Genomic DNA, 25,314 nt, shown 5'->3' on the forward strand with positions numbered 1-25,314 from the left:
TTAAAAAATATTTAGCATCTGGCGGAAACCGCCGGAGTAAATAAAGTTGGCACAAATTAGCTTAACCGATGATATGGTGTCAACATCTATCAATGTCGCGTCATTACTGGGTTTTGGTGTCAATAAACTGTCATTTTTTTAGCGTGCGTCAAATAAAAATCCTGAATATATATTTACTGACTTTGGTGATTAAAAACTGCGCTAAATATAAAAATATTAATCAGTCGATTAAAGTTTTGATTAATTTTGGTCGCTTCTATTTGAACTTTGGTTTATTAATGTGCACGACTTTTATGGCGCATTTTTTAATGACAATAAATTGTCGTCTGTCAAAAAAGTGAATTAATAACTTAATTCAAAAAACTGAATTTCGGGGCAACAGGATGAAAACTACTGCCAAAGCGAAGGTGCTGCCTTCCGATAGTCAAATAACGGTGAGATCCGTGGATTTGGTGCAGGAGAAGCTGGCACGCAGTCGACTGCTACTTGAGCTTGAACAGGGTCAGCAGCGTCTTTGCAGCAACATCAATCAGGTTCTCAAGCCTTTTATGCGCCAGGGCGGAGCCGGTATTCAGCGGGTGTCGCTGGATCCACAAGCCCGCAGTGTCCATGCCTGCCATGAGCATGTGTGGTTCTCTTTGAGTCAGCAGCGCCGGGTGCTGGCGGTGTGGCGAATTGACCGCTGCACGCTGGAACAGCTGGCCAGCAGCAATTATGGCGGCCAGTCCGGTCACCTTTTCTCGCCACTGCGCTCACCTACTCAATCCGAATTCAGGCTGGGGCTGAAACTACTGAAAGCTGCCCTGGCGACCATGCCCCTCCCGCCACTCGATTTTGACAACCTTCAGCTGGAACTGATGTCCGCCGGACTGCCGCTGGAAACCGCCGCCTGTTGGCAACTGACTTTCGCCGACGATTATCCGGTTGCGCCCATGCTGTTTGCGATGACAGACCATCTGCTGAATCTGCTGACCGGTCCGGCCACGTCTCACCAGGTAGTGGATGATCTCGCTGCCCGACTGGAGCAGAGGTTGATGCAGATCCCGGTGCAAATGAAACTGGAGGTTGGCCGTCAGCACCTGCCGGTTGATTCTTTGTCACAGCTGAGTGTGGGGGATGTATTGCCTCTGACTCTGCACCGTCGTTGTCCGGTTTCTCTGGGCCAACGTCCCCTGTTTTATGCCAGTGTCCATGCCCATGAGGGGCAGCTGGTCGCCCGTTTGAATCAAGATGCTTACCAAGAAGAGGATGTAGCCCGTGTCTGAGCAAGCCCTGTTAAATGACGACGATTTCCTGCTGGATGACGAACTGTTTGCCGAAGAGGCTCCGGTGGCCAGAAGCAAGCCCAGCCGTGGCATGTCGTTCTTCAATCAACTGCCGGTGCAGGTCAGTCTGGAGCTGGCCAGCGCGGAGATGTCTCTGGGTGAACTGACCCGTCTGGGTCAGGGGGATGTGGTTACCCTGGATCGTATGGTTGGCGAGCCTCTGGATATTCGGGTGAACGGCGCCCTGTTGGGACGCGGTGAAGTGGTCGAAGTTAACGGCCGCTATGGTGTGCGCTTGCTGGAGGTTGAGGCCGGTGGCATTGCCGCAATGCAGGATTAATCCGCTCTGGGCTGTGCTGCTGATCTTGTTGGCAGCCTTTCCTGTTCAGGCAGCAGATGGTTTAACACTGCTGACCCTGGGGCAGGGCGACGAGTCCCAGAAGGTCAACATCAAACTGGAGATTCTGGCACTGATGACAGTGCTGGGGTTTCTGCCTGCCATGTTGATGATGATGACCTGCTTTACCCGCATCATTATCGTACTGGTGATCCTGCGTCAGGCCCTTGGCCTGCAGCAGAGTCCTCCCAACAAGGTGCTGATTGGCATCGCTCTGGTGCTGTCTATGTTTATCATGCGCCCGGTCGGCGAAGAGATTTATCAGAACGCCTATTTGCCCTATGACGCGGGTCAGATTGAGTTACCTGAACTGGTGACCCGGGCCGAGGTTCCTTTGCGGGGCTTTATGCTGGCTCAGACCCGGGAGACAGATCTGGAACAGATGCTGAAGATTGCCGATGAGCCGGTCAATTTGAAGCCTGACGAGATCCCTTTCTTTGTGCTGTTGCCCGCCTTTGTGTTGTCAGAACTGAAAACCGCATTCCAGATTGGCTTCCTGCTTTACCTGCCTTTTTTGGTGATCGATCTGGTGGTGGCCAGTGTGTTGATGTCCATGGGTATGATGATGCTGTCCCCCTTGATTATCTCCCTGCCTTTTAAGCTGATGGTATTTGTGCTGGCCGATGGCTGGTCGATGACGGTCGGCACTCTGACTGCCAGCTTCGGATAGCGCCATGGAATTGATGGAAATTACCACCTTCTTCTCCGACGCCATCTACCTGGTGGTGATGCTGGTGTTGGTGCTGATTGTGCCCGGTCTGATTATTGGCTTGATAATCGCTGTGTTTCAGGCGGCGACTCAGGTGAATGAACAGACCCTCAGCTTTTTGCCCAAGCTGGTGCTGACCCTCTTGATGGTGATCTTTGCCGGACAGTGGATACTGCAGCAGTTGCTGGATCTGTTTGACCGCCTGTTCCACAGTATCCCCCATGTGATCGGTTGATATGCTGAGCCTGACGAGCGCCGAGATAACCCAGTTTATTGGTACCTTCTGGTGGCCCTTCTGTCGCTTGATGGGGGCCTTTGTCATGATGCCCTTTCTCGGACATGTGCATATCCCGGCGACAGTTAGAATTTTGCTGGCTTTTATGATGGCGGCACTGCTTGGGCCAACACTGCCGCCCCCGCCGCAGGTGGATCCTGTATCCCTGGCTGCCGTGTGGCTGGTGACTGAGCAGATACTGATTGGCTTTATGCTGGCGCTGTTTCTGACCCTGATGATCCATGTGATGACCCTGCTGGGCGCCATGATGTCGATGCAGATGGGGCTTGCGATGGCATTGGTGAATGACCCCGGCAGCGGTAGCAGTGAGCCGATTCTGGGACAGATGTTTTTGATGTATGGCACTTTGCTGTTTCTGGCACTGGATGGTCACCTGGTGGCTATCGGCGTGGTGGTGGACAGTTTTCACCTCTGGCCCGTGGGGCAGGGGATTTTTGCCTTGCCTTTGATGGGCTTGGTGGAGCGCTTTGCCTGGATGTTCGGTGCGGCGTTTATGCTGGCGCTGCCGGCGGTACTGGCGATGTTGGTGGTTAACCTGACTTTCGGGGTGCTGAACCGTTCCGCCCCGTCCCTGAATATCTTCTCTCTGGGTTTTCCCATGGCAATGATCATGGGCCTGCTGTGTGTATTGCTCTCTTTTTCCGGTTTGCCGACCCGCTACTCGGATATCTGTTTGCAGGCGCTGCAGTCCATGTATGAGTTTATCGGGGGGACGCCATGAGCCAACAAAGCGGCGCCGATAAAACAGAACAGGCCACGCCCCAGAAACTGCGTAAAGCCAGAGAGCAGGGGCAGGTGCCCCGCTCCAAAGATCTGGCATCCAGTGCCCTGATTATCGGTTGTTCTCTACTGCTGTTTACCAGCGCCGACTGGTTTGCGGCTGGCATAAGAGAGATGGCGGCCCACAATATGATGCTGACCCGGGAGGAGCTGGATACTCCGGGGATGATGATGCGGCATGCGGGCCAGAGTCTGCTGGCCATGTTGCAGATACTCGGTCCGCTGTTTTTAATGGTACTGCTGTTGGCCCTGGTGTCAGGCGCACTGCCCGGGGGACCTGTGTTGAACCTGACCCTGGTGGGCTTTAAAGGCAGTCGTATCGACCCAATCAAGGGGCTGGGGAAACTCTTCTCTACCCGCTCTTTGGTGGAGCTGCTTAAATCTGTGCTTAAGGTGAGTTTGCTGCTCACCATCATGTGGTTATTCCTGTCCCATAACCTTACCTATCTGCTCAATATCAGTCAGCTGTCGGTGGACGAAGCGGTTTCCCGTGGGGTTGAGCTGATCAGTCTGGCACTTATGTATCTTGGTGCCGGGTTGCTGTTTATCACTCTGATTGATGTGCCTTACCAGTACTGGCAGCACAAGAAAGAGCTGAAGATGACCAAGCAGGAGGTGAAGGATGAGCACAAGCAGATGGAGGGTAAGCCGGAGATTAAAGCCAAAATCCGTGCCCTGCAGCAACAGATGGCCCGTTCCCGTGCCGAGGTGTCAGTGCCCCAGGCAGATGTGATTCTGGTAAACCCTACCCATTATGCGGTGGCGCTTAAGTATGACCCCAAGCGCGCCGAAGCGCCTTTCGTGATTGGTAAAGGTGTGGATGAAGTAGCTCTGTATATGCGGGAGCTGGCTCGTCGACACCAGGTCGAGATTGTGTCGGCTCCGCCTCTGGCCCGGGCCGTGTACCACTCAACCCAGATTGAACAACAGATCCCAGCAGGTCTGTTTATGGCTGTGGCCCATGTTCTGCACTATGTGTTGCAGATCCGCGCCGCCAGACAGGGTAAGTCGGCGATGCCGTCACCCCTGCCGAATTTCGATATCCCTTCCCATTTGCGGAAAGACTAGAGGAAGCCTGACCGATGAATTGGTTCAGAAGTACATTTGCCGATAACCGGGCTTTTATGGCCATTCCAGTGATGTTGCTGGCTATTCTGGCCATGATTATTCTGCCTTTGCCGCCCTGGCTGCTGGATATTCTGTTCACCTTCAACATAGTGCTGGCCATTATGGTGCTGCTGGTGAGCGTGTCGATACGAAGGCCGCTGGACTTCTCTGTCTTCCCGACCTTGCTGCTGTTGGCAACCCTGATGCGTTTGACCCTGAACGTGGCATCAACCCGTGTGGTGTTGATTGAAGGCCATCAGGGAGGAGATGCTGCGGGTAAGGTGATTCAGGCCTTTGGTGAAGTGGTGATTGGCGGCAATTACGTCGTGGGTGCCGTGATCTTCCTGATCCTGATGATTATCAACTTTGTGGTGATCACCAAGGGTGGCGAACGTATCTCTGAGGTATCAGCCCGCTTTACTCTGGACGCCCTGCCGGGTAAGCAGATGGCCATTGATGCCGACCTGAATGCTGGCGTGTTGAATCAGGAGCAGGCCCGCAAACGCCGTCAGGAAGTGACCCGGGAGGCGGACTTTTACGGCTCAATGGATGGTGCATCCAAGTTTGTCCGGGGCGATGCCATTGCCGGTTTGTTGATTCTGGCGATCAACATTATTGGTGGTATCTGCATCGGTATCTTTATGCACGATCTGGATGCCTCTCAGGCGTTCAAGACCTATATCCTGCTCTCTATCGGTGATGGTCTGGTGGCTCAGATCCCATCTTTGCTGCTGGCGACAGCAGCCGCGATTATCGTGACCCGGGTGTCAGACTCTGAGGAGATGCCTGCCCAGTTTGGTCAGCAGCTGTTGGCCAACCCCAAGACCATAGCCACAGCGGCGCTGGTGATGGCGGTACTGGGACTGGTGCCCGGCATGCCTGCGTTGGTATTCCTGAGTTTTGCCATGGTGCTGGGCTTTGTTGCCTGGAAACAGATGGGGGCAGAGCAGACCAAACCCGAGCCGGAACTGGAGCTGAAAACTGAGGCCGCCGTGGCCGAGCCTGCCGCCCCAAGTTGGGATGCGCTGCCTTACACAGATCTGGTGGAGGTCAGCCTGGGGTATCGTTTGGTGCCTCTGGTGGAGCGGACCAAGGGAGCCGAGTTGCTCAAGCGACTGACAGGCATTCGTCGTACTTTGTCTGAGCAGGCGGGCTTCCTGCTGGCAGAGGTGAGAGTCAGGGATAACCTGTCTTTGCCCCCCAATAAGTATCAGATAAATCTGATGGGGAATCCGGCGGGCAGCGGTGAACTGGAGCCGGACAAACTGCTGGCCATCAAGAGTGGTCAGGTATTTGGTGAACTGGATGGCATTATCACCCGGGATCCCGCTTATCAGATGGAGGCGGTCTGGATTGACCCTGACCATAAATCCCGGGCCCTGAATCTGGGTTACTCAGTCGTGGATAACGCCACAGTGATAGCCACTCATGTATCCAAGCTGATGCGGGAGCAGCTGTCAGATATGTTGCAGCACGATGATGTGGTGGCACTGTCTGAACGTCTTGGGCGTTTGTCTCCCAAGTTGGCGGAAGCACTTGGGCTGGCGCTTACGCCCATCCAGCAGTTGCGGGTATTTCGATTGTTGTTGCGGGAGCAGGTTTCGCTCAAGGATATACGCACCATTGCCACCACTTTGTTGGATTGCAGCGAGAACACCAAGGATCCGGTATTGCTGGCGGCTGACGTACGTTGCGCCCTGAGGCAGAACATAGTGCACCAGATTGCCGGTGACTCCAGCCAGTTAAGGGTGATGACTCTGGCTCCTGAGCTGGAGCGTACCCTGATAACTGCACTGAATCAGGCGCAGCAGGGCGGTAAGGTGTCGCTGGACAGTTTCCCGGTTGAGCCGGCTCTGCTGGCTCAACTGCAGCAGAAGATGCCTGTGATGCTGGCGCAGGCCCGGGCTGAAGGGCATCACCCAATGCTCTTGGTTCCGCCTCAGTTGCGTCCTTTGCTGGGACGCTATGCGCTGGCCTTTGCCAGAGGCCTGAATGTGCTTTCCTACAATGAGATCCCTGAAAGCCGGGATCTTCAGGTGGCGGGTCAGCTGGGGTAATTCGACATAGCGTAACACCAAAAGAGACAGGCACTGCCTGTCTCTTTGCTTTTGACCATGTCTTCTGGCCATGACTTTTGATCATGGATTTTGGTTATGTCCGGGGAGTTTGGCGTTTAACGCTCACCTAGCACTTCAAATTCGTCATACACCAGTCTGGCGGTGCCGTCAGACTGCAATTGCCAGTGTTCCTTATGCACTACTCCGTAGGCCTTGTTCATGGTCCAGCTTGACGTCAGCAGATAGCCATCTTCACCTTCTGCACTCCACTCCATCTGAGTGTATTCCACATCCTTAAAGCCCTGATCGATAATCTGCTGCCAGAATGCCTGTATCTGCTCCCTTCCTGTGAATTCACCGAAAGGTTTGGCGAGCATGGTACAGCCCTCTTCATAACAGGCAGTGCAGCCTGCTGCATCCTGACGGTTGAAAGCGTCTTGCCAGGCTTTGATACCCGCCTGACAGGCGGTGAGTACTGATGATGTCATGGTGTGTTCCCCTGATTGAATCTCTGTAATGACTGCAAGTTTAGGGCTATGATTCAGGTTGAAAAACAGACCTTTCAGAAAGTACTGTTTGGTGTAATCAAACAATAGGTGTCGATATGAATAAGCTGCGGCAGATGATGTTGTTTATGCACATAGTGGAGACAGGTTCGATTACCGCGGCGGCTGAACGCCTGGAGTTGTCCAAGTCAGTGCTGAGCCAACACCTGAAAGCGCTGGAGGCGGAGCTTGGCACCACACTGCTTAAGCGCACTACCAGGCGGCAGTCTTTAACTGAAGCCGGGCAGGGCTTTTATCAGCACTGTCGGGAAATCTGCTCGCGGGCGGAGTTGGCCTGGGATGAAGTGCTGGAGCGCCAGCAAGTCCCGGGCGGACGTCTCAAAGTAACGGCTCCCCACGCCTTAATGGACTCTATGGTACTGCCTGCTTTGGTCAGTTGCTTTGCCGGGTTCCCAGGGGTGCAGCTGCAGCTTCTGTGTCAGGACCAGCAGCTGGATTTAATGACGGAAGATATCGATCTGGCGGTGCGGGTGGGCGAGTCTTTAGACAGCCGCTACCGACAAAAGCGAATAGGCAGTTTTAATGAGGTGTTGTGCCGGGCCAAAGGCGATAGCAGAGCATCGGCTGACACTGCCTATATCGCCAATCACTGGCAGGGCAGACAGATCAGTCACACTATTGAGGGCATGGAGTATCAATTTACCCCATGCCACAGCACCAATACGGTTTCCCAGACTCAGGGGCTGATCCGCGCGGGCCTGGGCATAGGTGTATTGCCTGAGTTTATGCTGGATGAGGGGATAGACGTTATCACTCAGCTGGCTCCTGTGAATGTGTATACCCTGCACCCGTTTGAGGCCGCGGTGCCTTTGACTGTGACCATGGCACAGCAGGCGATTGCAGCTGCATTTATGCCGTCATAAAGTAAAAAAGCCCCTGACAAAGAGCAGGGGCTTTTAGAATCTGTCTGAGTCTTTTATTTCAGCCTATTGGTAACGGGCGAAGAAGTCACAGACCCGGGTCAGCGCCACTTCGCGGCGTGCATCTGTCTCGATAAAGATTTCATGACGGGCACCGGGGATCAGCAGCTTCTCGCACAGACTGCCAACTGCGGCATCCTGAGCTGCATTATCCACTATGGTGTCATCTTCCGCTTGCAGCACCAGGATGGGCACTCTGGAATTACGGGCCGCTTCTATGGATCTGTCACAAGCATCCAGCGCCTGTACCAGCCAATGATTGGTGGGTGAACCCAACTGAATCTCAGGTTGGGACTGATAAAGGGTGCGGTAAACGCCGTAACGGCCTTCGCTCTGGGTCAGTTCATTGCCTTCGAACGGCTGGCATTTGTAATCTGTGCCGCCAAGTACATACCAGGGCTCATCGCCCGACAGTTTATCCAGGGCACTGGCCAGCCAACGGATAAGACCCTTGGGAGCCGGCAGTTTAATGCCATACATGGGGGCGGAAAACGCCGCAGCCTTGAAGGTTTCCGGATGCTTTTGCAGGTACAGGGTGCCAATACAGCCCCCCATGGAGTGGCCAAGCAGATACAGGGAGTGGTGTTTGGCCGGTTTCACCTGAGCGTTAATAAAGCTGTGCAGGTCTTCGATATAGTCGTCGAACTGGCTGACATGCCCCTTGTGGGGATTGGCCGTCATACGGCCCGACAGTCCCTGCCCTCTGTGGTCCAGCGCATACACACTGTAGCCCTGCTGATATAGGTCGAAGATCAGTTCCTGATATTTAAGGAATGACTCCACCCGGCCGTTGCTGATCACCACAGCTTTGTCACTGTCATTGTGACGAATACTGCACCAGGCGATATTGCAGCCCTTTTTCCCTTTAAAGAAGCCTGTGGTCACCTGCTGCCAGAATTCGGCAAGCTGCTGTTGGCCAGCCTTACTTGAGGTATGGCTTTCTTCCGAAAAAGAAGGGGATATGCTCATTGAGGGTTCCTGAAAATTAAACTGGCGACAGTGTAGCGGCATTGCCGGGAAGCGGGAAGTCATGCCCGCCTTTGGAGACGGGCATCAGGCAGGCTTTATACTAATCCTCATAAGAATGTGCTCGCTCAGCGAGAATTAAAGGGTTGATAGACAAGGCGCTCAGTTGAAGGTCTATCGGGATAAATCAAAGCTGAGCAACACAGTATAGCAACCCATTAAACTCGCCCTTTGGGAGCGTGTCAGCTTCACGATTACTACGTCAATTTGCTTCACCATAACCCCACTATGCTATCTACAAATTGCTTTGTACTCGAATCGCTGACAGCGCTCTGAGTAGATCACATCTTTATGTGGATTGGTATTAGCTTTTGAGCTGAGCCTGAATATAATCCTGCACCTGCTGTTCCAGTACGTTCAGCGGCACAGAACCGTTCTCCAGAATGGCATCATGGAATGTGCGAATATCAAACTTTTCACCGAGGGCCTCTTCCGCTTGCTTACGCAGGCGTTTGATGGTCAGCTCACCCACCTTGTAAGACACCGCCTGGCCAGGCCAGGAGATATATCTGTCGACCTCTGTGGTGACATTGTGCAGCGACAGTGCGGTATTGGAGGCCATATAGTCCAGCGCCTGTTGACGGCTCCAGCCTTTCACATGCAGTCCGGTATCCACTACCAGACGGCAGGCGCGCCACATTTCATAGGTCAGGCGTCCAAAGTTGCTGTAGGGATCCTGATAGAAACCGGCTTCCAGTCCCAGGTATTCGGCATACAGACCCCATCCCTCACCAAAGGCGGAGATATAGCTATAGCGGCGGAAATCCGGCAGGGCTTCCTGCTCCTGATTCAGGGCGATCTGCAAATGGTGTCCGGGGACAGCTTCGTGCAGGGTCAGGGCTTCCATCTCATACAGAGGGCGTTTGTTCAGAGCGTAAGTGTTAACCCAATAATATCCGGCTTCACGTTCATTACTGGCACCTGAATAGCGGCCTGTGGTGTATTTGGGGGCAATCTCGGCCGGTACTTCCTTAATGCCGTATGGTGTGCGGGGCAGAGTCGCAAAGTACTTTGGCAGCATGGCATCGGCCTTTTTGGAGATATATGCTGCCTCTTTCAGCAGTTCTTCCGCCGTCTTGGGGTAGAACTGAGGGTCGGTGCGCAGGAAGTGCAGGAAATCGGCAAAGCTGCCCTCAAACTCCAGCTCATCAATAATGGTCTGCATCTCAGCGCGAATGCGGGCGACCTCTTTGATACCCAGCTGATGTACCTCGTCGGCAGTCATATCCAGAGTGGTGTAGTGGCGCACCCGGTTTTCATAAAACTCGTTGCCATCGGGCAGATCTGCGGCCGCTATGGTCTCTCTGGTATTGGGCAGATACTCCTGGGTCATAAAGGTATAAAAGCTGTCATACAGGGGCAGAACCTGCTCCTCAACCACTTTACGGCCTTCGGCTTGTAATCTTTGCTGATCGGCTTCACTGATATGTTTGGGGAAGCTGGTAAAGGGCTTGTAGTAGCCACTCTCTTCGACATCGACCTGATAGGCACTGATGCTGTCTTCAAACCCCTTTAGTGTGGCTTTTGGAGGGGTTATCCCTTCAGCCAGACCCTGCTTGAGCCAATGGGTTTGCTGGGCAAAATAGTCGGGCAGGGCTTTCAGGCGGGCCAGATAATTGTCGTAGTCTTCAACGGAATTGAATCGTCCCTTGCTGATACTGGTGATATAGGCATGAAAGCCGCTTTCGGATGAGATGGGCACATAGTGGTCTTTGTAGCCGTACATATCCGTACTGTTGGCCAGTTGATACTCAAGTATCAGGGCGTTGATCTGCTCCTCTTTGCTCAGCTGACTCTTGTCCAGGTCGCTGAGCTTGCTCAGCAGATCGAGTTGCGCTTGGTGGTGTTGTGCCAACGCCTGAGGGGACATATCGGTTAGCTTGCCCGCGGCGCTTTTATCACCTTTGGCCATTGCCAATGAGGGGCTGCGCTTGAGTTTCAGCTGCCAGTCTGCAGCGATAATATCCGCCAGTTGTTGCTGGCTGAGGTTTTTGGTTTCGCTGGCTTCGGCTTTTGGGGCTGATGCGGAAGGGGAGTGGCTAACATTGATCTGGCAACCTGTGAGTGCCAGGGCAATGGCGGCGCTGAGGGCAAGTTTATGCATCTTCATTCCTTTGCATTTTTATTATCTGTCACTGCACTCTTTGGGGCGTCTTAGTGTGACTTTGAGTATTATTGTTGCTGGATTATGCCTGATTTTTGCCCAAGTCAGCAAAAGTTGCCATTTAGCCGTTCGGCTATCTTCTGGCCTGAGATATCGGGCTATTGTTTGCTGTGATAGACTGCTTGTATACAAAATAAAACAATAATCAAACTCAGCTTTGGCTAAGAAACAGCGCAATGGATTGATTCTGACAGAGTCTTTCTCTTAATCTTTTCTCCGGACTGAGGTTAAACATGGGGGTTGTATGATTAATAAATCTATTCCATTGGTGGACCTGCACAGGCACCTGGACGGTAATGTCAGGGTGAACACCATTTGGGAACTGGGCCAGCAACATGGAATCGCTCTGCCAGCAGAGTCTCCTGAACTGCTGGCACCCTATGTGCAAATTCAGGGGAAAGAGGCCAGCCTGGTGGATTTCCTCAAGAAGCTGGACTGGATGGTGGCCGTGTTGGCTGACCTGGATGCGGTCAAGCGAGTTGCCTATGAGAACGTACTGGACGCTCACGCATCTGGCCTGGATTACACTGAACTGAGATTCAGTCCTTACTATATGGCGATGACCCACAAGTTGCCGATGGAAGGTGTGGTTGAAGCCGTGATTGATGGTGTTGCCGAAGGGGTGAAAGAGACCCAGGTGAAGACCAATCTTATTGGTATTATGTCCCGCTCATTCGGTGTCGAGGCCTGTAAGGCCGAACTTGATGCCATTATGTCCCTGCGTCCCAAAATCGTTGCCGTGGATCTGGCCGGCGATGAAATGGGTTTCCCCGGCGACCTGTTTGAAAGTCACTTTAAGCGGGTACGGGATGCTGACCTTGGGATTACGGTGCATGCCGGTGAGGCCAAGGGGCCGGAAAGTGTCTGGCATGCCATTCGCGAATTGGGTGCGACCCGAATTGGGCATGGCGTTAATGCCATTAAAGACCCTGAATTGATGGAGTATCTGGCCAGACACAATATCGGTATTGAGTCCTGTCCAACCAGTAATGTGCACACTTCAACGGTCGCCAGTTATGGGCAGCAGCCGCTGAAGACCTTCCTGCAAGCCGGTGTGCCTGTGAGTTTGAATACCGATGATCCGGGTGTCAGCAACATCGATATCAATCACGAGTATAGGATTGCCAAAACCGAACTGGGCCTGAGCGATGCAGAGCTGGAGCAGGTTCAGCGCTATGGCGTGGAGATGGCATTCCTGTCTGACAGTGAACGCAAGGCGCTGTACTTTGCCAAGCAGGATTATCTGCCTTAATTCCAAAGTCAGAGATATGAAAAAGCCGCTCATTGAGCGGCTTTTTGCTGTTTGACAGGTCGGTTAAATCACCCGGGAGAACTGCTGCTGACGGGCCTTCTCACGGAAGTACACGTCGAAACACATGCAGATGTTACGGATCAGCAGGCGGCCGGTGGGGCTGACGGTGATCTTACGGTCTGTGATATCAACCAGCTTGTCGTCGATAAAGGTCTGCATCAGCTTCATATCTTCGGCGAAGTATTCTTCGAACTTGATATCCAGCTTCTCATCCATCTGCGCCATATCCAGGTCGAAGTGGCAGATCAGCTGTTTGATCACCGCACGGCGGATTTCGTCGTCACGGTTCAAACCGCAACCTTTCCACAGCGCATGGCCGTTTTCGTCCAGAGATTCATAGTAAGGACGAATGTCTTTCTGGTTCTGCGCGTAGCAGTCACCAATCATAGAGATTGAAGACACACCCAGACCCAGCAGGTCACACTCTTCCTGGGTGGTGTAACCCTGGAAGTTACGGTGCAGGCGACCTTCGTTCTGCAGTCTGGACAGCTCATCGTCCGGCTTGGCGAAGTGGTCCATACCGATAAACTGGTAACCATCACCGGTCAGGGTTTCGATGGTCTGCTGCAGCATGTCCAGTTTCTGCTGTGGTGATGGCAGATCTTCATCCTTAATCTTGCGCTGAGCGGCAAAACGGGATGGCAGGTGCGCATAGTTGAACACAGACAGGCGGTCCGGAGACAGGTCCAGAATACGGGCAATCGTCTGGGCAAAGGTTTCCGGCGTCTGGTGTGGCAGACCATAGATCAGATCCACGTTGGTGGACTGGAAGCCCATGGCTTTGGCCTTGGCCATCAGAGCAAAGATAAAGTCTTCATCCTGCTCACGGTTCACCGCAACCTGAACCTCTTTATTGAAGTCCTGCACACCAATAGAAATACGGTTGAAACCGGCTTCTTTCAGGGTATCCAGCATGGTCAGTTCGATTTCACGTGGATCCACTTCAATGGAGAACTCACCTTCATCTGCGAAGTTGAAGTGCTGTTTCAGCAACTTGCTCAGACGCATGATCTGCTCTTCACTCAGGAAGGTTGGAGTGCCGCCGCCCCAGTGCATCTGGGTCACAGTGTACTTCTCGAACAGTGGTGCGCGATTGGCAATTTCCTGAGCCAGGTACTCGATGTACTGATCCGCCTTGTGCTGGTGGCGGGTTACGATTTTGTTACAACCGCAGTAGTAGCAGAGCTTGGCACAGTAAGGAATATGTATGTAGAGTGACAACTTGTCGCTCTTGCTGTGCTCGATCGCCTTCAGCAAATCCGCTTCAGTGAACTGATCGTTAAACTCCAGCGCCGTTGGGTAAGAGGTGTAACGGGGACCGCTGTAGTTATATTTTTCGATCATCGACTGATCCCAGCTGATTTTAGTGGGCTGATTCAAGGCGTGTCCTCCGAGGGTATTTTAGTATTGTGCGAAGTATGCAACTTTTACGATCAAATAACATTGATCCAGGTAGAAAAAAACAACACCGCTAAAACCTGTATCAGACAAGGGGTGACGGGATTTTAACCACTTCGCACAGTGGTCCATTTGATGATTGGATAAGGACTATCTATGAAAAGTTTTTGGTTGTCTGTGGTTTTATTGGCAATTTGTGCGCCGACTCACGGCGAGACACTGATCCATACCGGGCGGCTTATCGACGGCATTGAGTCGAAACCCAGAGAAAAAGTCACAGTGGTCGTGGATGGAGACCGCATTGTGGCAGTGGAAGAGGGGTATCGTCAGCCAGGTAATAATGACCAGGTTGTCGACTGGCGCGACGGCACTCTGATGCCGGGCTTTATCGATATGCACACCCACTTGAGCTCCAATGGTGGCAAGGGTGCCTATATGGACCCTTTCAACAAGAACCCGGCGGACCTGGCTTTGCGGGCAGCTGCCAACGCCAACACCACGCTGAAAGCAGGCTTTACTACTGTGCGGGATTTGGGAGACAGAGGCAATGTGACTGTATCCCTGCGTAATGCCATCAGTGCCGGTTTGGTGCCTGGCCCACGTATCTATACTGCGTCCAAATCGCTGGCGACGACCGGTGGTCATGCTGACCCGACCAATGGTCATAAACATGCTCTGATGGGAGACCCTGGACCGGCTCAGGGAGTGATTAATGGACCGGAAGATGCCTACAAAGCGGTAAGGCAGCGCTATAAGGAGGGGGCTGACCTGATTAAGCTGACGGCTACCGGCGGCGTGTTATCTGTGGCCAAGAGTGGTCAGAACCCTCAATTTACCCAGGGTGAGTTGGAAGCCGTGGTGGAGGCTGCCAATGACTATGGCTTTAAGGTGGCGGTTCATGCCCACGGTAAAGAGGGAATGCGCCGGGCGATTGAAGCGGGAGTCAGCACCATAGAACATGGCACGTATATGGATAAGTCACTGTTCCGGCTGATGAAGAAAAACGGTGTGGCGCTGGTGCCGACTCTGTCTGCCGGGGAGTATGTGAAGCAGAAAGCGAAAATTGATGGTTTCTTTCCTGAAATTGTACGGCCTAAAGCTCAGAAGATTGGTCCTCAAATCAAGGATACTTTTGCCAGGGCCTATGATGCTGGTGTGCTGATTGCCTTTGGTACAGATGCCGGAGTATTTCCCCATGGAGAGAATGCCGGTGAATTTGTGTTGATGACTCAGGCAGGTATGGATGAGATGGACGCCATCAAAAGTGCCACCTCTGTGGCGGCTAGAGTGTTAGACGATGAGTCGGTTGGTGCTGTTGAGACTGGTCGCTATGCCGACTTTGTTGGGGTAAAGGGTAATCCGCTGGAGGATATCAGCGTGCTGTTAACACCTGCTATGGTGATTAAGTCTGGCCAGCAAGTTGCACTTGATTAGCCGATAATCAGGTAATAAAAAAGCGCTGTCGACTGAGTCGCAGCGCTTTTTTGTCAGCTATTGAAAGAGCTTAGTGTGCTGGCTTAAGGCTGAATTCTGTAAGCAGTTTGGCTTCAGCCAGGATGGCATCTTCATGCTCGGACTCAGATTTCATCCGCTGTAAGTCCAACTTCATCCGCTCCTGTTTTGGCAGGGCTTTGCGGGCATCCATAATGGGGTGGTCTTTGATCACCTCAAAATGGCTGAACAACCTGGGATAATCCGGTGATACCCTTTCGGTCAGTGACAGACGGTCAAACAGACGGGCGATTCTCACTACGCCCTCTGACAGTTCACACCTGTCTTCCAGCATAGCCTGGGCGATATAACGAATATCGCCGAGTATCTCTTCCCGTTTGGCGTCGGCCTCTGCTTGCTTCTCGGCTTTGATTTTGGCCGCCTGTTGTTGCTGCTGACTGACTTTACGCAGCAGCACAAAGGCGTAGGCTGCCAGTGCCAAAATGATTACAAGGCCCAGAATTATCCATAGTGTGTACACAGCGTCTCCTTACAGCTTACTTGGAACTTCAGTCTTTGTTCTGATACTGCTTCAACAGATCCATACCGGACTCAAACTGATCCAGCAGGTCGTCATCTGACTTAGGCTTGCTTGGTGCGAAGTCTTCCTCTTCAGCCAGACCCAGCTTCTCCATCAGTTTCTCGATTTCAGCCAGCTGCTTATCCAACCACTTTTGATCTGCCGGGGCCAGGTTACGACCCTCTTCAAGCATATCCAGCAGTTCGTTCAGGCGTGGATCTTCTTCCAGCATCAGCAGACGTTGCTCGTCAGTCATCTTAGGCTGTTTTGGCTTGGCCGCCTTTTCGGTCACCACTCGCTTGCTCTGCTCTGGCAGAGTCAGAACGATAGGACGCTTGCTGCCATGGCGTGGATCTTTGGCCTGAGTCTTACCATTGCCACTGGAAGCTTGCTTCAGTGCACCTTCGTTTGAACGACTGCCGGTTTTGTTGCCGTTATCGCGCTTCTTTGAGGCAATTTTACGATCTGACTTCTTGGTGCGAGGTGCCATTTTTGCACCGTTCTCATTGATATTGCGTGTTTTTTTGCTGCGAGACATAGGATTCTCTACTAAATTCGTTTCCTTATCCCATCAGCCGGTATAGCAGTCGCGGCAGGGGGATAAATCAGGGGGTGCGTGTTATATCAGATTCTGCTGCTTTTTGCATCAGAATGAGGTCATTTGCGGCAAATAATAGCTTAAAGCCATGGTGGGCGGCCAGATATTCAAAGGTGTGGCGAGAGTAAAAGCTAACATGGGCCGGGTTGTTCTTATAATGCCATTTGGCGAACTGATCAGGATCTGTCAGCAATCGGGTATTAATGGCCAGAAAGCCACCGATTTTAAGGGTTTTGCACAGTAGCCCCCATTCCCTGAGTGGGTAGCTGAAATGTTCAAATACTCTGTAGCTGCAAACAAAGTCATAAGTTTGTCGCAAAACACTATGATCCGGAGCGAGGAATGGATCGTACTGACTCAAGCTGTGGCCTTGACTGCGCAGTGGGACCAGTACTTCTTCCGGCAGCAGGCCGCCATAATTAAGGCCACTGAGGGGCTGGCCATTAAACTCGGCCAATTGGGCAATTAGCTGCTGAATAAACTGAGACAGTTGTTTTTGCCTGGCAGGATTCATCTTCCCGTACTTCTGCCTTTGCGCCTGGGGAGGCAGCTGAGAATGTACATCGGCGAATACCAACTGGCAATTGGGACAGCGAAAGAAGCCACGCTTTTTATCTGTATAGAAAAGCGAAGGACGACTATCTTGGCACAGTGGGCATCTAGGCATTAGAGATCATAAGGTTACAGCTTTGGCCAGATTATATACCCAAAGTGGTTTGTGGGGCAGTGACTGGCAGACTGGTGCGGAAATAAAAAAAGCGGCAGTTTTCACTGCCGCCTGAATATTGTGCTCTAAGCACTTATTCTGATATCCCAGTATCCGTACTGGCTATGTGACTTTCCCGGTCGATTCCATTTGTTGTTGTTTGCTTTCCATGCAATTTATTTTTCGTTTTTGTCTTCCAGACTTTCGTCCTGACCTGAATCCTTCAAGTCATTTCCGTAGATGGTCTTTACACCACCACATCAACCGTCATCTATGACGAAGTACAACCATCCTTGTTGTTCACATCCAGTGAATCCAGCGTCCAGCCGTTGCATCCAAAGCTATGCTTCCATTGCTCTGATGGCATCCTGCTATCAGTCTCCGGTTGGAGTGGTTCCCTCGACGCTTGGGAGTGCTTTTTCAAGCTTGCGGCCATCATGGCCATCCCGATAGTCCCTGACCTGAATCTCAAAGTGAGATTTCGACTCGTTATTATTATTTGGCGAGTGGTCTAAGCGTTATAGTTATTATTTGACTTCGTTATTCTTATATCTTGAATGTATAGCACATGCGGACTCTGAAAGTTGTTATTTAAGTTATTGCACAATCAGTTGGGTTCTGTCCGATGCGGGTCTAATTAAATCTGAATGTGTGACCTGTGTCAAGGTGAAATGTCAAAAGGGTGACGTTTACGTAAACTTTATGCACAAAAAAAAGCGCCAGATGGCGCCTTTCTGTTAGCGGCAGGTTATTGATTCATCGTTGAAATATAAGCTGCCAAAGCTTCGATGTCGGCATCGCTTAGCTTCTTGGATACATCACTCATCATGCCATTCAGGTCGTTATTACGAGTGCCGTCACGGAATTTATTCAGCTGAATTTTGATGTAATTGACATGTTGACCTGAGACCATTGGGAAGCCAGCCAGCTCCATTCCCAGACCACTTGGACCGTGACAGGCGATACAGGCAGTGATACCGCGGGACATGTCACCACCCTTATACAACTTCTCACCCAGCTCAGGAACGTCAGCTGCAGGAGCTTCAGACTGGGTTTGAGTCGCATAATAAGCAGCCAGATCGGCCATATCCTGATCAGTCAGTGCGGCGACCATGCCACCCATGATAGGATCCATTCGACCTTTTGCACCGCCGGATGCCATGGCATCTTTAAAGTCATGCAGCTGCTTTTCTGTGTAGGCAGCGTGCTGACCGGCAATCTTAGGATACATATCGATCATGCTGTTGCCGTCGACACCGTGGCAGGCAGCACATAAAGCAGACTTGGTTTTTCCAGCTTCAGCATCACCTTGTGCACTAACTGGCAAAGAGATGGCGGCGACTGCTGACAAAGCGAGGGCTAACTTTTTCATGGCGTTCCAACTTCTTGTTTGTTTATAGTCCTGAGCTTACAAGTAAGACCCGCAAGCATGATAAGATACGATAACTGTGATCAGGCTTATATTTTACATGAAAACGTGAAAATGTAAGCAACTCATCGATATTTATGACAAAAGTTGATCCTTTTTTGGAGTAATACGTGACAAATCCTCAAATCGACTTTCGCCGGGCCAAATTTTTGATCAGTGCCCCGGATATCGCCCATTTGGACAAGCATCTGCCTGGTGACACCGGGGTGGAAATTGCTTTTGCCGGGCGTTCCAATGCGGGTAAGTCGAGTGCGCTTAACGCATTGACTGAACAGAAAAACCTGGCAAGAACCAGTAAAACGCCAGGGCGTACTCAGCTGATCAACGTATTTGCTCTTGATGAGCATCGTCGTTTGGTGGATTTACCGGGTTACGGTTTTGCCCAGGTGCCCCTGGCCATGAAAATAAAGTGGCAAAATGCGCTGGGTGAATACCTGCAGGAACGCCGCTGCCTGAGTGGTGTAGTGGTGCTGATGGATATCCGGCATCCATTGAAAGACCTGGATATGCAGATGATCGAGTGGGCTGTAGCCAGTGAGATCCCTGTATTGGCGCTGCTGACCAAGAGCGACAAACTGGCGCAGAGCGCCAAGATGAAGACAGTGAACGAAGTACGTAAGGCGCTGGCTGAATTTGGTGATTGGGTGCAGGTTGAACCGTTCTCTTCATTGAAGGGGACGGGCAAACCTAAAGTGCTGAGCATCCTCAATGCATGGTGTCATCCTGACTGGCTGGAATTTATAGAGGAAGATGCTGAGTAACAGCTATCTCGATGTGATTAAGGCGCTCCCGAAGCGCCTTTTTTGTGCCCGCAATTTGAGTTGTTGCACTGAGATTTAAATGAGGGTCTGGACTCAAGAGGCTGGAATGCTGGCAAAAAAATAGCCGGGGACAGAGTCACCGGCCAAAAATACAGAATTAGCTCTATTTGGGGAGAAGCTAAAAAATATTCAACAAGACTCAAGTTCCATCAAGGCTTCAGATTGGGGCCGAAGACTCTGTAATGGCTCTCAATGTAAACAGCATACAGCGAAAAAATGAACATTTAAAGTAATTACTCTAAATTTTCTTTCGGGCATAAAAAAAGCCCCGGCGAAAGACTCGCCGGGGCGCCAGAATTTGGCAATCACTAAAAAGTGAAATAAAGGTCTGAAAGATAGAACATCTTAACCTCTGTACCCTACGCCAAGAATAATACCCCACTTATCGGAAATTGAAAAACAGTTTTCTAAATAAACAACAAGCTTTGTGATGTGGATCTCGATTGATGCGGGGGTTTACTGCTCTGAGTTGTCGTTTTATTACAGATGTGTGGTCTGGGTGACGGTTTTCGGTGTGTTTTCTGAAATAAAAAACGCCAGCTCACTCAGTGGCTGGCGCTTTATTCGGCTTAAACGACACCGTCAGTTAGTGATTTAGGTTAGTGTGCCTGCTCCCAGTTGTCGCCAATACCAGCTTCAGCCAGCAATTCGACGTCAAGACTGGCGGCAGCCGCCATCAGATCACAAACTTTATTTTTCAGTTCGTCGGCCCTGTCGGCATCCACTTCGAACACTAGTTCATCGTGCACCTGCATGATCATACGGATTTCACCCGAGGTGTCCTTGTCCAGCCACTCCTGAATGCTGATCATCGCCTTTTTGATAATGTCAGCTGCAGTACCCTGCATTGGTGCGTTAATCGCTGCCCTCTCAGCAGCCTGTCGACGCATGGCATTACGAGCCTTGATCTCAGGCAGATACAGACGGCGACCAAACAGAGTGGATACATAACCCTGATCGGCTGCATTGGCGCGGGTGTCCTCCATATACTTGAGTACACCCGGATAGCGTTTGAAGTAGGTGTCGATATAGGACTGGGCTTCAGCGCGTGGAATGTCCAGCTGACGGGCCAGACCAAAGGCTGACATACCGTAGATCAAACCAAAGTTAACTGCCTTGGCGCGGCGACGTTGTTCAGGAGTGACAGTTTCAAAGGCCACATCGAACACTTCAGCCGCGGTTGCGCGGTGAATATCCTTGCCTTCGGCAAAGGCTTTCAGCAGACCGGCATCCTGAGACAGGTGAGCCATAATTCGCAGTTCGATCTGTGAGTAGTCGGCAGCCAGTACTTTTTTACCTTGTGGTGCAATAAAGGCCTGACGAATACGACGACCTTCTTCGGTGCGGATCGGGATGTTCTGCAGGTTAGGGTCACTGGAAGACAAACGACCGGTAGCGGCATTGGCCTGATGGTAGCTGGTGTGCACCCGGCCGGTTCTGGCGTTAACCATCAGCGGCAGTTTGTCTGTGTAGGTGCTCTTCAGCTTGGTCAGAGATCTGTGCTCCAGAATAATCTTGGGCAGTGGGTAATCCAATGCCAGTTCTACCAGGACTTCTTCAGCAGTAGAAGGTGCACCTTTTGGTGTCTTCTTAATGATGGGGTAACCCAGTTTGGTAAAGAAGAGTTCCTGCAGCTGCTTGGTTGAGCTCAGGTTGAATGGCTCGCCGGCAATTTCATGGGCTTTGGCCTCAAGCTCATCGATCTTGCGGGCCAACTCATCGCTCTGTTGGGCCAGCAGCATGGTATCGATCAGTACGCCGGTTCGTTCAACCCGTGACAATACATCGACCAGTGGCATTTCCAGCTCATTGAATACCGAGGGCAGCCCCTGCTCGCGCTCCAGGCGCGGCCAAAGGTGCTGGTGCAGACGCAGGGTAATATCTGCATCTTCAGCTGCATAGTGAGCAGCTTGTTCCAGCGGGATCTGGTTAAAGGTCAGCTGTTTGGCTCCCTTACCGGCAATCTCTTCAAAACTGACCGTCTTGTGGCCCAGGTATTTAAGAGCCATGCCGTCCATATCGTGGCGGGAAGCCACGGAGTTGAAGACATAGGACTCCAGCATGGTGTCGAAAGCGATGCCTTTCAACTCAATACCCACGTTGGCAAAGATAGCCATGTCGTACTTGAGATTCTGACCGACCTTTTTAAGTGCCGGGTCTTCCAGCAGAGGCTTTAGTTGTGCCAGCGCGGCTGCCATCTCAAGTTGCTCTGGGGCGTCGACATAATCATGGGCCAAAGGCAGATAAGCGGCTTTGCCTGCTTCAACGGCAAAGGAGATACCCACCAGTTTGGCTTCCATATAATCCAGACTGGTGGTTTCGGTATCCACAGCGATCAGCTCGGCTTTGGCCAGCTTGTCGCACCAGGTATCCAATTGCGCCTGAGTCAGAATGGTTTCATATTCGATATCGACTACCGCTGGCGCAGCAATATCTTCTTCAGTGTTAACCTGAGTTGACGCTACGGATTCGCCACTGTCCAGTAACTCTGCCAGCCAACGCTTGAATTCCATCTCGCCAAAGCATTTAACCAGCTCATCTTTGTCAGCGTCTTTATGCTCCAGCTCGCCCCAGCTCAGATCCAGCTCTACGTCAGTTTTGATGGTGGCCAGATCATAGGAGAGCTGCAGCATTTCAGCATTGTCGCGAATTTTGGCAGGCATGGTTTTAGAACCACGGAAACCCAGTGCAACGACTGCATCTGGATCTGCCAGCAATTTATCCACACCACCGGCACCAGTCAGCATAGCCAGTGCGGTTTTCTCGCCAACGCCCGGCAAGCCAGGGATGTTATCCGCTTTATCGCCCATCATCGCCAGCAGGTCGATAATCAGTTCAGGACCCACGCCAAACTTGGTGGTGACTTCTGCTGGGCCCATGATGGTATCTGTCATGGTATTGATCAGTGTGACATTCTCATCCACCAACTGCGCCATGTCTTTATCACCTGTGGATATCAGGCAGGCGCGGCCATCTTTACTGGCCTGCAGTGCCAGCGTGCCAATGACATCATCGGCCTCTACGCCGGGAATGGAGATGAGTGGCAGCCCCATGGCTTTGATAATGCGGTGCAAAGGTTCAATCTGACCACGCAGGTCATCCGGCATTGGTGGACGGTGCGCTTTGTAATCCGCATACATATCGTTGCGGAAGGTTTTACCTTTGGCATCGAATACCACGGCAATATGGCTGGGCTTGAACTGCTTCAGCAGGCTGCGCAGCATGTTTACCACACCATATACTGCACCCGTTGCATCCCCTTTGGAGTTGGTCAGATGTGGAGGAGCATAGTAGGCGCGGTAAAGGTAAGAGGAACCATCCACAAGGACGAGTGGGTTGCTGGGGATATTTGGCATAAATTTGGGTTCAGTAGTCTTTAATCTGAGATGCGGGTAGCATGCCACAGAGCAGGAAAATCAGCCACGGCAAATTGACTCACGGCCTGTGGATAAGTCTGTGAGTGAAAAAAGTCAACACGTAGAGAACATTTTTGAACGGCAAAATGAATTCAGCGTAAATTATTGTTTTTATGGGGAATTAAAAAAATGTGTGAGATCGGTAAAACTTTTGGCAAATCGTCCTGATTTGTGGATTTTTTAATTCCTGCTGGTAATTCGCTGTGGCTTGTGGTGCATTTTTGTACACCCTGCGATCACGCTGATTTAAATTAGCACGAATAATGACCAGATCAACCAATTTATGGCCGATTTGTTAAAACTATATGACATAAGAGGGATGTTTTAATGAAAAAAATTGCAATCTTACTTAGTGGCTGTGGCGTGTTCGATGGCGCTGAAATCCACGAATCAGTGCTTGCTTTGTTGACTCTGGCCAGAGCCGGCGCGGACTACCAGTGTTTTGCTCCTGATATTCCCCAACTGCATGTTTTGAATCATCTGACCGGTGAAGTGGAAGAGGGCGCCAGCCGAAATGTGTTGGTTGAGGCTGCCCGAATTGCCAGAGGGGAAATCAAGGCAACCTCAGATTTGGATATCAGCGAGTTTGATGCGTTGATCATTCCTGGAGGTTTCGGTGCGGCCAAAAATCTTTGCAACTTTGCTGTGAAGGGGGCCGATTGTGAAATCAATCCTCAGGTAAAAGCCTTTGTCAGCCAGTTCGTTGATGCCAATAAGCCGGTGGGCTTTATCTGCATTTCTCCAGTGATGATCCCGCATTTCTATGGTGCTGGTGCCAAAGGCACCATAGGAACCGATGAAGGGACTGCTGCAGCCTTCAATACCATGGGGGGCGACCACCAGGATGCGGCAGTGCATGAAATCGTGGTGGATGAAGGGCGTAAACTGGTGAGTACTCCGGCCTACATGTTGGCAGGCAATATTGTGGAAGCCGCTTCAGGTATTGAGAAGCTGGTACACAAGGTACTCGAACTGGCGTAAAGCTCACTCAGCAAAAAGCCCCGCACTGCGGGGCTTTTTAGTTGAGAAATGATCAGGGGGTCATTGATGTAGAGCGACTACACCACCGTGCGTTGCTTTGTACAACACAACGATAAAAACCATCTTCAATGGTCAACAGACCCTAGCGCCTGCGACTGTCAAATACGCCCTGCAGCAGGCCGACGACCAAACCTCCAATATGTGCACCATTGGCAATGGACAGACCGAACATATCGGTAAAGCCAAGTACCAGCCAGATCATCATAAAACCCATATAGGAGTTGGGCAGACCAATACCTGCCTCAGGCTTGCGTTGTCCCATTATCCAGGTGTATCCCGCCAGCGCGTAGACTACCCCTGACAGGCCGCCGAATCCGGGTCCGCTGATATAGTACTGCAACACATTGGGCAAAGTGCCACCGACCAAAAGCAGAATCGCCAGTGTGCCGGTACCGAGTCGGTTTTCAATCTTACCGCCCAGATACCACCACCACAGCAGGTTAAAGATGATATGCATGGCGCTGAAGTGGATCAGCGAAGGGGTAAACACCCGCCAGAACTCACCCAGTGTGGCAGTAGGCGTGACATTGAAGAAACCCAGTGCTGAAAACAGTGACTCGGCGTAACCAATATTCCAGCCCAGAAAGATAAACACACAGGCAAAAAACACCAGCATGGTGAGCGGGCCGCCACCGGTAAAGAACTGCATCAGCAACTGAGAAGACGGCTTGCCATAATCCATGCGATTGGCGGTGCTGCCATGATCCCAGGACACTGCCAGGTATTTGGGATCGCCCGGATGGGCAATAAAGTGCTGATACTCAAATTCAGCCTGAGCATGTTGAGCGGGATTGACTGCATACAGCACCACTTCCTGCTCCAGCTGTTCGACATGACAGTCAACGCCCTGACCCTTTAGGTAATCCACCAGTGCCTGAGCGGCGCGTATATTGGGCAAGCGGCCAAATTCCTGCATATTTTCCTTCTCTCTGGTTAAGGACTGGCTGGAGTTATGTTGGTTACAGGCTTTCCTGCCAGCCCTGGAAACCACCATCCAGGCTGTACACCTCATCAAAGCCCTGCTCAATCATATAAGCTGATGCACCCTGACTGCTGATGCCGTGGTAACAAACCACAACCAGTGGCTGGTCCAGATCCGCATCACGGATATAGTCGGCCAGATTGTCATTGCTCAGGTTAAAAGCGCCCTGAATATGGCCAGCGCTGAAACTGGCTGGATCGCGGATATCGACGATCTGCAGACTTTCATTGTTGGCGAGTTTGGACTTGAGCTGAGCAACGCTCAGATGCTGATAAGTGGTCATACTTCGGCCCTGTGAATAAAACGAAACTGCA

Annotated in this window: 23 protein-coding genes; 12 read left to right on the forward strand and 11 right to left on the reverse strand. The window is 51.6% G+C overall.

Going from position 1 to position 25,314, the window contains the following annotated elements; translation table 11 throughout:
• Positions 1 to 383: 383 nt before the first annotated feature.
• Genes L2725_RS14975 through flhA form a run of 7 tightly spaced genes read left to right on the forward strand, consistent with a single transcriptional unit; the run spans position 384 to position 6,610 of the window.
• Positions 384 to 1,265: a FliM/FliN family flagellar motor switch protein gene (locus L2725_RS14975; RefSeq protein ID WP_249249674.1), complete on the forward strand. Its 882-nt coding sequence runs from the start codon at positions 384 to 386 to the stop codon at positions 1,263 to 1,265.
• Positions 1,258 to 1,605: a flagellar motor switch protein FliN gene (gene fliN, locus L2725_RS14980; RefSeq protein WP_115136576.1), complete on the forward strand. Its 348-nt coding sequence runs from the start codon at positions 1,258 to 1,260 to the stop codon at positions 1,603 to 1,605. Before L2725_RS14975 ends, fliN begins: the two co-directional genes overlap by 8 nt.
• On the forward strand, positions 1,550 to 2,332 hold the full coding sequence (gene fliP, locus L2725_RS14985) for a flagellar type III secretion system pore protein FliP (RefSeq protein ID WP_249249898.1): 783 nt from the start codon (positions 1,550 to 1,552) through the stop codon (positions 2,330 to 2,332). Before fliN ends, fliP begins: the two co-directional genes overlap by 56 nt.
• 4 nt (positions 2,333 to 2,336) lie before the next feature.
• Positions 2,337 to 2,606: a flagellar biosynthetic protein FliQ gene (locus L2725_RS14990; RefSeq protein WP_115136574.1), complete on the forward strand. Its 270-nt coding sequence runs from the start codon at positions 2,337 to 2,339 to the stop codon at positions 2,604 to 2,606.
• A 1-nt stretch (position 2,607) separates the two neighbouring features.
• Positions 2,608 to 3,387, forward strand: a complete 780-nt coding sequence (gene fliR, locus L2725_RS14995; protein ID WP_248936798.1) for a flagellar biosynthetic protein FliR — start codon at positions 2,608 to 2,610, stop codon at positions 3,385 to 3,387.
• Positions 3,384 to 4,514, forward strand: a complete 1,131-nt coding sequence (flhB, locus tag L2725_RS15000) for a flagellar biosynthesis protein FlhB (RefSeq protein ID WP_249249675.1) — start codon at positions 3,384 to 3,386, stop codon at positions 4,512 to 4,514. Before fliR ends, flhB begins: the two co-directional genes overlap by 4 nt.
• Positions 4,515 to 4,528: 14 nt before the next feature.
• A complete protein-coding gene (gene flhA, locus L2725_RS15005; protein WP_249249676.1) occupies positions 4,529 to 6,610 on the forward strand; it encodes a flagellar biosynthesis protein FlhA in 2,082 nt (693 codons plus the stop codon).
• 116 nt (positions 6,611 to 6,726) lie between these two features.
• Here the strand turns inward: flhA and L2725_RS15010 are convergent, their stop codons facing one another.
• A complete protein-coding gene (locus L2725_RS15010) occupies positions 6,727 to 7,098 on the reverse strand; it encodes a YybH family protein (protein ID WP_249249677.1) in 372 nt (123 codons plus the stop codon).
• Positions 7,099 to 7,214: 116 nt separating this feature from the next.
• Here L2725_RS15010 and L2725_RS15015 point away from each other — a divergent pair, with 116 nt between their 5' ends.
• Positions 7,215 to 8,039 carry a LysR family transcriptional regulator gene (locus L2725_RS15015; protein ID WP_249249678.1) on the forward strand — a complete coding sequence of 275 codons (825 nt, stop codon included), beginning with the start codon at positions 7,215 to 7,217 and terminating at the stop codon, positions 8,037 to 8,039.
• A gap of 63 nt (positions 8,040 to 8,102) precedes the next feature.
• Here L2725_RS15015 and L2725_RS15020 read toward each other — a convergent pair whose 3' ends face one another.
• Both L2725_RS15020 and L2725_RS15025 read right to left on the reverse strand, forming a co-directional pair.
• Positions 8,103 to 9,065 (reverse strand): alpha/beta fold hydrolase, encoded by a 963-nt coding sequence (locus tag L2725_RS15020; protein ID WP_249249679.1) that lies wholly within the window; start codon positions 9,063 to 9,065, stop codon positions 8,103 to 8,105.
• Between the two features lie 361 nt (positions 9,066 to 9,426).
• Positions 9,427 to 11,226 (reverse strand): DUF885 domain-containing protein, encoded by a 1,800-nt coding sequence (locus tag L2725_RS15025; protein ID WP_249249680.1) that lies wholly within the window; start codon positions 11,224 to 11,226, stop codon positions 9,427 to 9,429.
• A 304-nt stretch (positions 11,227 to 11,530) separates the two neighbouring features.
• Between L2725_RS15025 and add the strand changes: the two genes are divergently transcribed.
• A complete protein-coding gene (gene add, locus L2725_RS15030) occupies positions 11,531 to 12,538 on the forward strand; it encodes an adenosine deaminase (RefSeq protein ID WP_115136566.1) in 1,008 nt (335 codons plus the stop codon).
• A 63-nt stretch (positions 12,539 to 12,601) separates the two neighbouring features.
• Here add and hemN read toward each other — a convergent pair whose 3' ends face one another.
• Complete coding sequence (gene hemN, locus L2725_RS15035) at positions 12,602 to 13,978, reverse strand: oxygen-independent coproporphyrinogen III oxidase (protein ID WP_283164323.1); 1,377 nt, start codon at positions 13,976 to 13,978, stop codon at positions 12,602 to 12,604.
• Positions 13,979 to 14,152: 174 nt separating this feature from the next.
• On the opposite strand from hemN, the gene L2725_RS15040 reads away from it, so the two are divergent.
• Positions 14,153 to 15,430, forward strand: coding sequence for a metal-dependent hydrolase family protein (locus L2725_RS15040; protein ID WP_249249682.1), 1,278 nt, complete (start codon positions 14,153 to 14,155; stop codon positions 15,428 to 15,430).
• Positions 15,431 to 15,500: 70 nt separating this feature from the next.
• Here L2725_RS15040 and L2725_RS15045 read toward each other — a convergent pair whose 3' ends face one another.
• The 4 genes from L2725_RS15045 to L2725_RS15060 all read right to left on the reverse strand — a co-directional run bounded on the left by L2725_RS15045 (position 15,501) and on the right by L2725_RS15060 (position 18,683).
• Entirely contained in the window at positions 15,501 to 15,968 is a 468-nt protein-coding gene (locus L2725_RS15045; RefSeq protein WP_249249683.1) for a DUF2489 domain-containing protein, read from the reverse strand.
• Positions 15,969 to 15,996: 28 nt separating this feature from the next.
• Positions 15,997 to 16,545 (reverse strand): Der GTPase-activating protein YihI, encoded by a 549-nt coding sequence (gene yihI, locus L2725_RS15050; RefSeq protein WP_249249685.1) that lies wholly within the window; start codon positions 16,543 to 16,545, stop codon positions 15,997 to 15,999.
• A 67-nt stretch (positions 16,546 to 16,612) separates the two neighbouring features.
• Complete coding sequence (locus tag L2725_RS15055) at positions 16,613 to 17,272, reverse strand: methyltransferase domain-containing protein (protein ID WP_115136561.1); 660 nt, start codon at positions 17,270 to 17,272, stop codon at positions 16,613 to 16,615.
• 787 nt (positions 17,273 to 18,059) lie between these two features.
• Positions 18,060 to 18,683, reverse strand: a complete 624-nt coding sequence (locus L2725_RS15060; RefSeq protein WP_115136560.1) for a c-type cytochrome — start codon at positions 18,681 to 18,683, stop codon at positions 18,060 to 18,062.
• A gap of 167 nt (positions 18,684 to 18,850) precedes the next feature.
• Between L2725_RS15060 and yihA the strand changes: the two genes are divergently transcribed.
• Complete coding sequence (yihA, locus tag L2725_RS15065; RefSeq protein ID WP_249249686.1) at positions 18,851 to 19,501, forward strand: ribosome biogenesis GTP-binding protein YihA/YsxC; 651 nt, start codon at positions 18,851 to 18,853, stop codon at positions 19,499 to 19,501.
• 659 nt (positions 19,502 to 20,160) lie between these two features.
• On the opposite strand, the gene polA is transcribed toward yihA, so the two are convergent.
• Complete coding sequence (polA, locus tag L2725_RS15070) at positions 20,161 to 22,917, reverse strand: DNA polymerase I (protein WP_249249687.1); 2,757 nt, start codon at positions 22,915 to 22,917, stop codon at positions 20,161 to 20,163.
• A 387-nt stretch (positions 22,918 to 23,304) separates the two neighbouring features.
• Between polA and elbB the strand changes: the two genes are divergently transcribed.
• Positions 23,305 to 23,958: an isoprenoid biosynthesis glyoxalase ElbB gene (elbB, locus tag L2725_RS15075; RefSeq protein ID WP_249249688.1), complete on the forward strand. Its 654-nt coding sequence runs from the start codon at positions 23,305 to 23,307 to the stop codon at positions 23,956 to 23,958.
• A 142-nt stretch (positions 23,959 to 24,100) separates the two neighbouring features.
• Here the strand turns inward: elbB and glpG are convergent, their stop codons facing one another.
• Positions 24,101 to 24,934, reverse strand: coding sequence for a rhomboid family intramembrane serine protease GlpG (gene glpG / locus L2725_RS15080; RefSeq protein ID WP_249249689.1), 834 nt, complete (start codon positions 24,932 to 24,934; stop codon positions 24,101 to 24,103).
• A gap of 43 nt (positions 24,935 to 24,977) precedes the next feature.
• Positions 24,978 to 25,283 (reverse strand): thiosulfate sulfurtransferase GlpE, encoded by a 306-nt coding sequence (gene glpE / locus L2725_RS15085; protein WP_249249690.1) that lies wholly within the window; start codon positions 25,281 to 25,283, stop codon positions 24,978 to 24,980.
• Positions 25,284 to 25,314: the final 31 nt, after the last annotated feature.

The sequence above is a fragment of the Shewanella corallii genome (genome assembly GCF_023349125.1).
In the GTDB taxonomy this organism is placed as follows: domain Bacteria; phylum Pseudomonadota; class Gammaproteobacteria; order Enterobacterales; family Shewanellaceae; genus Shewanella; species Shewanella corallii.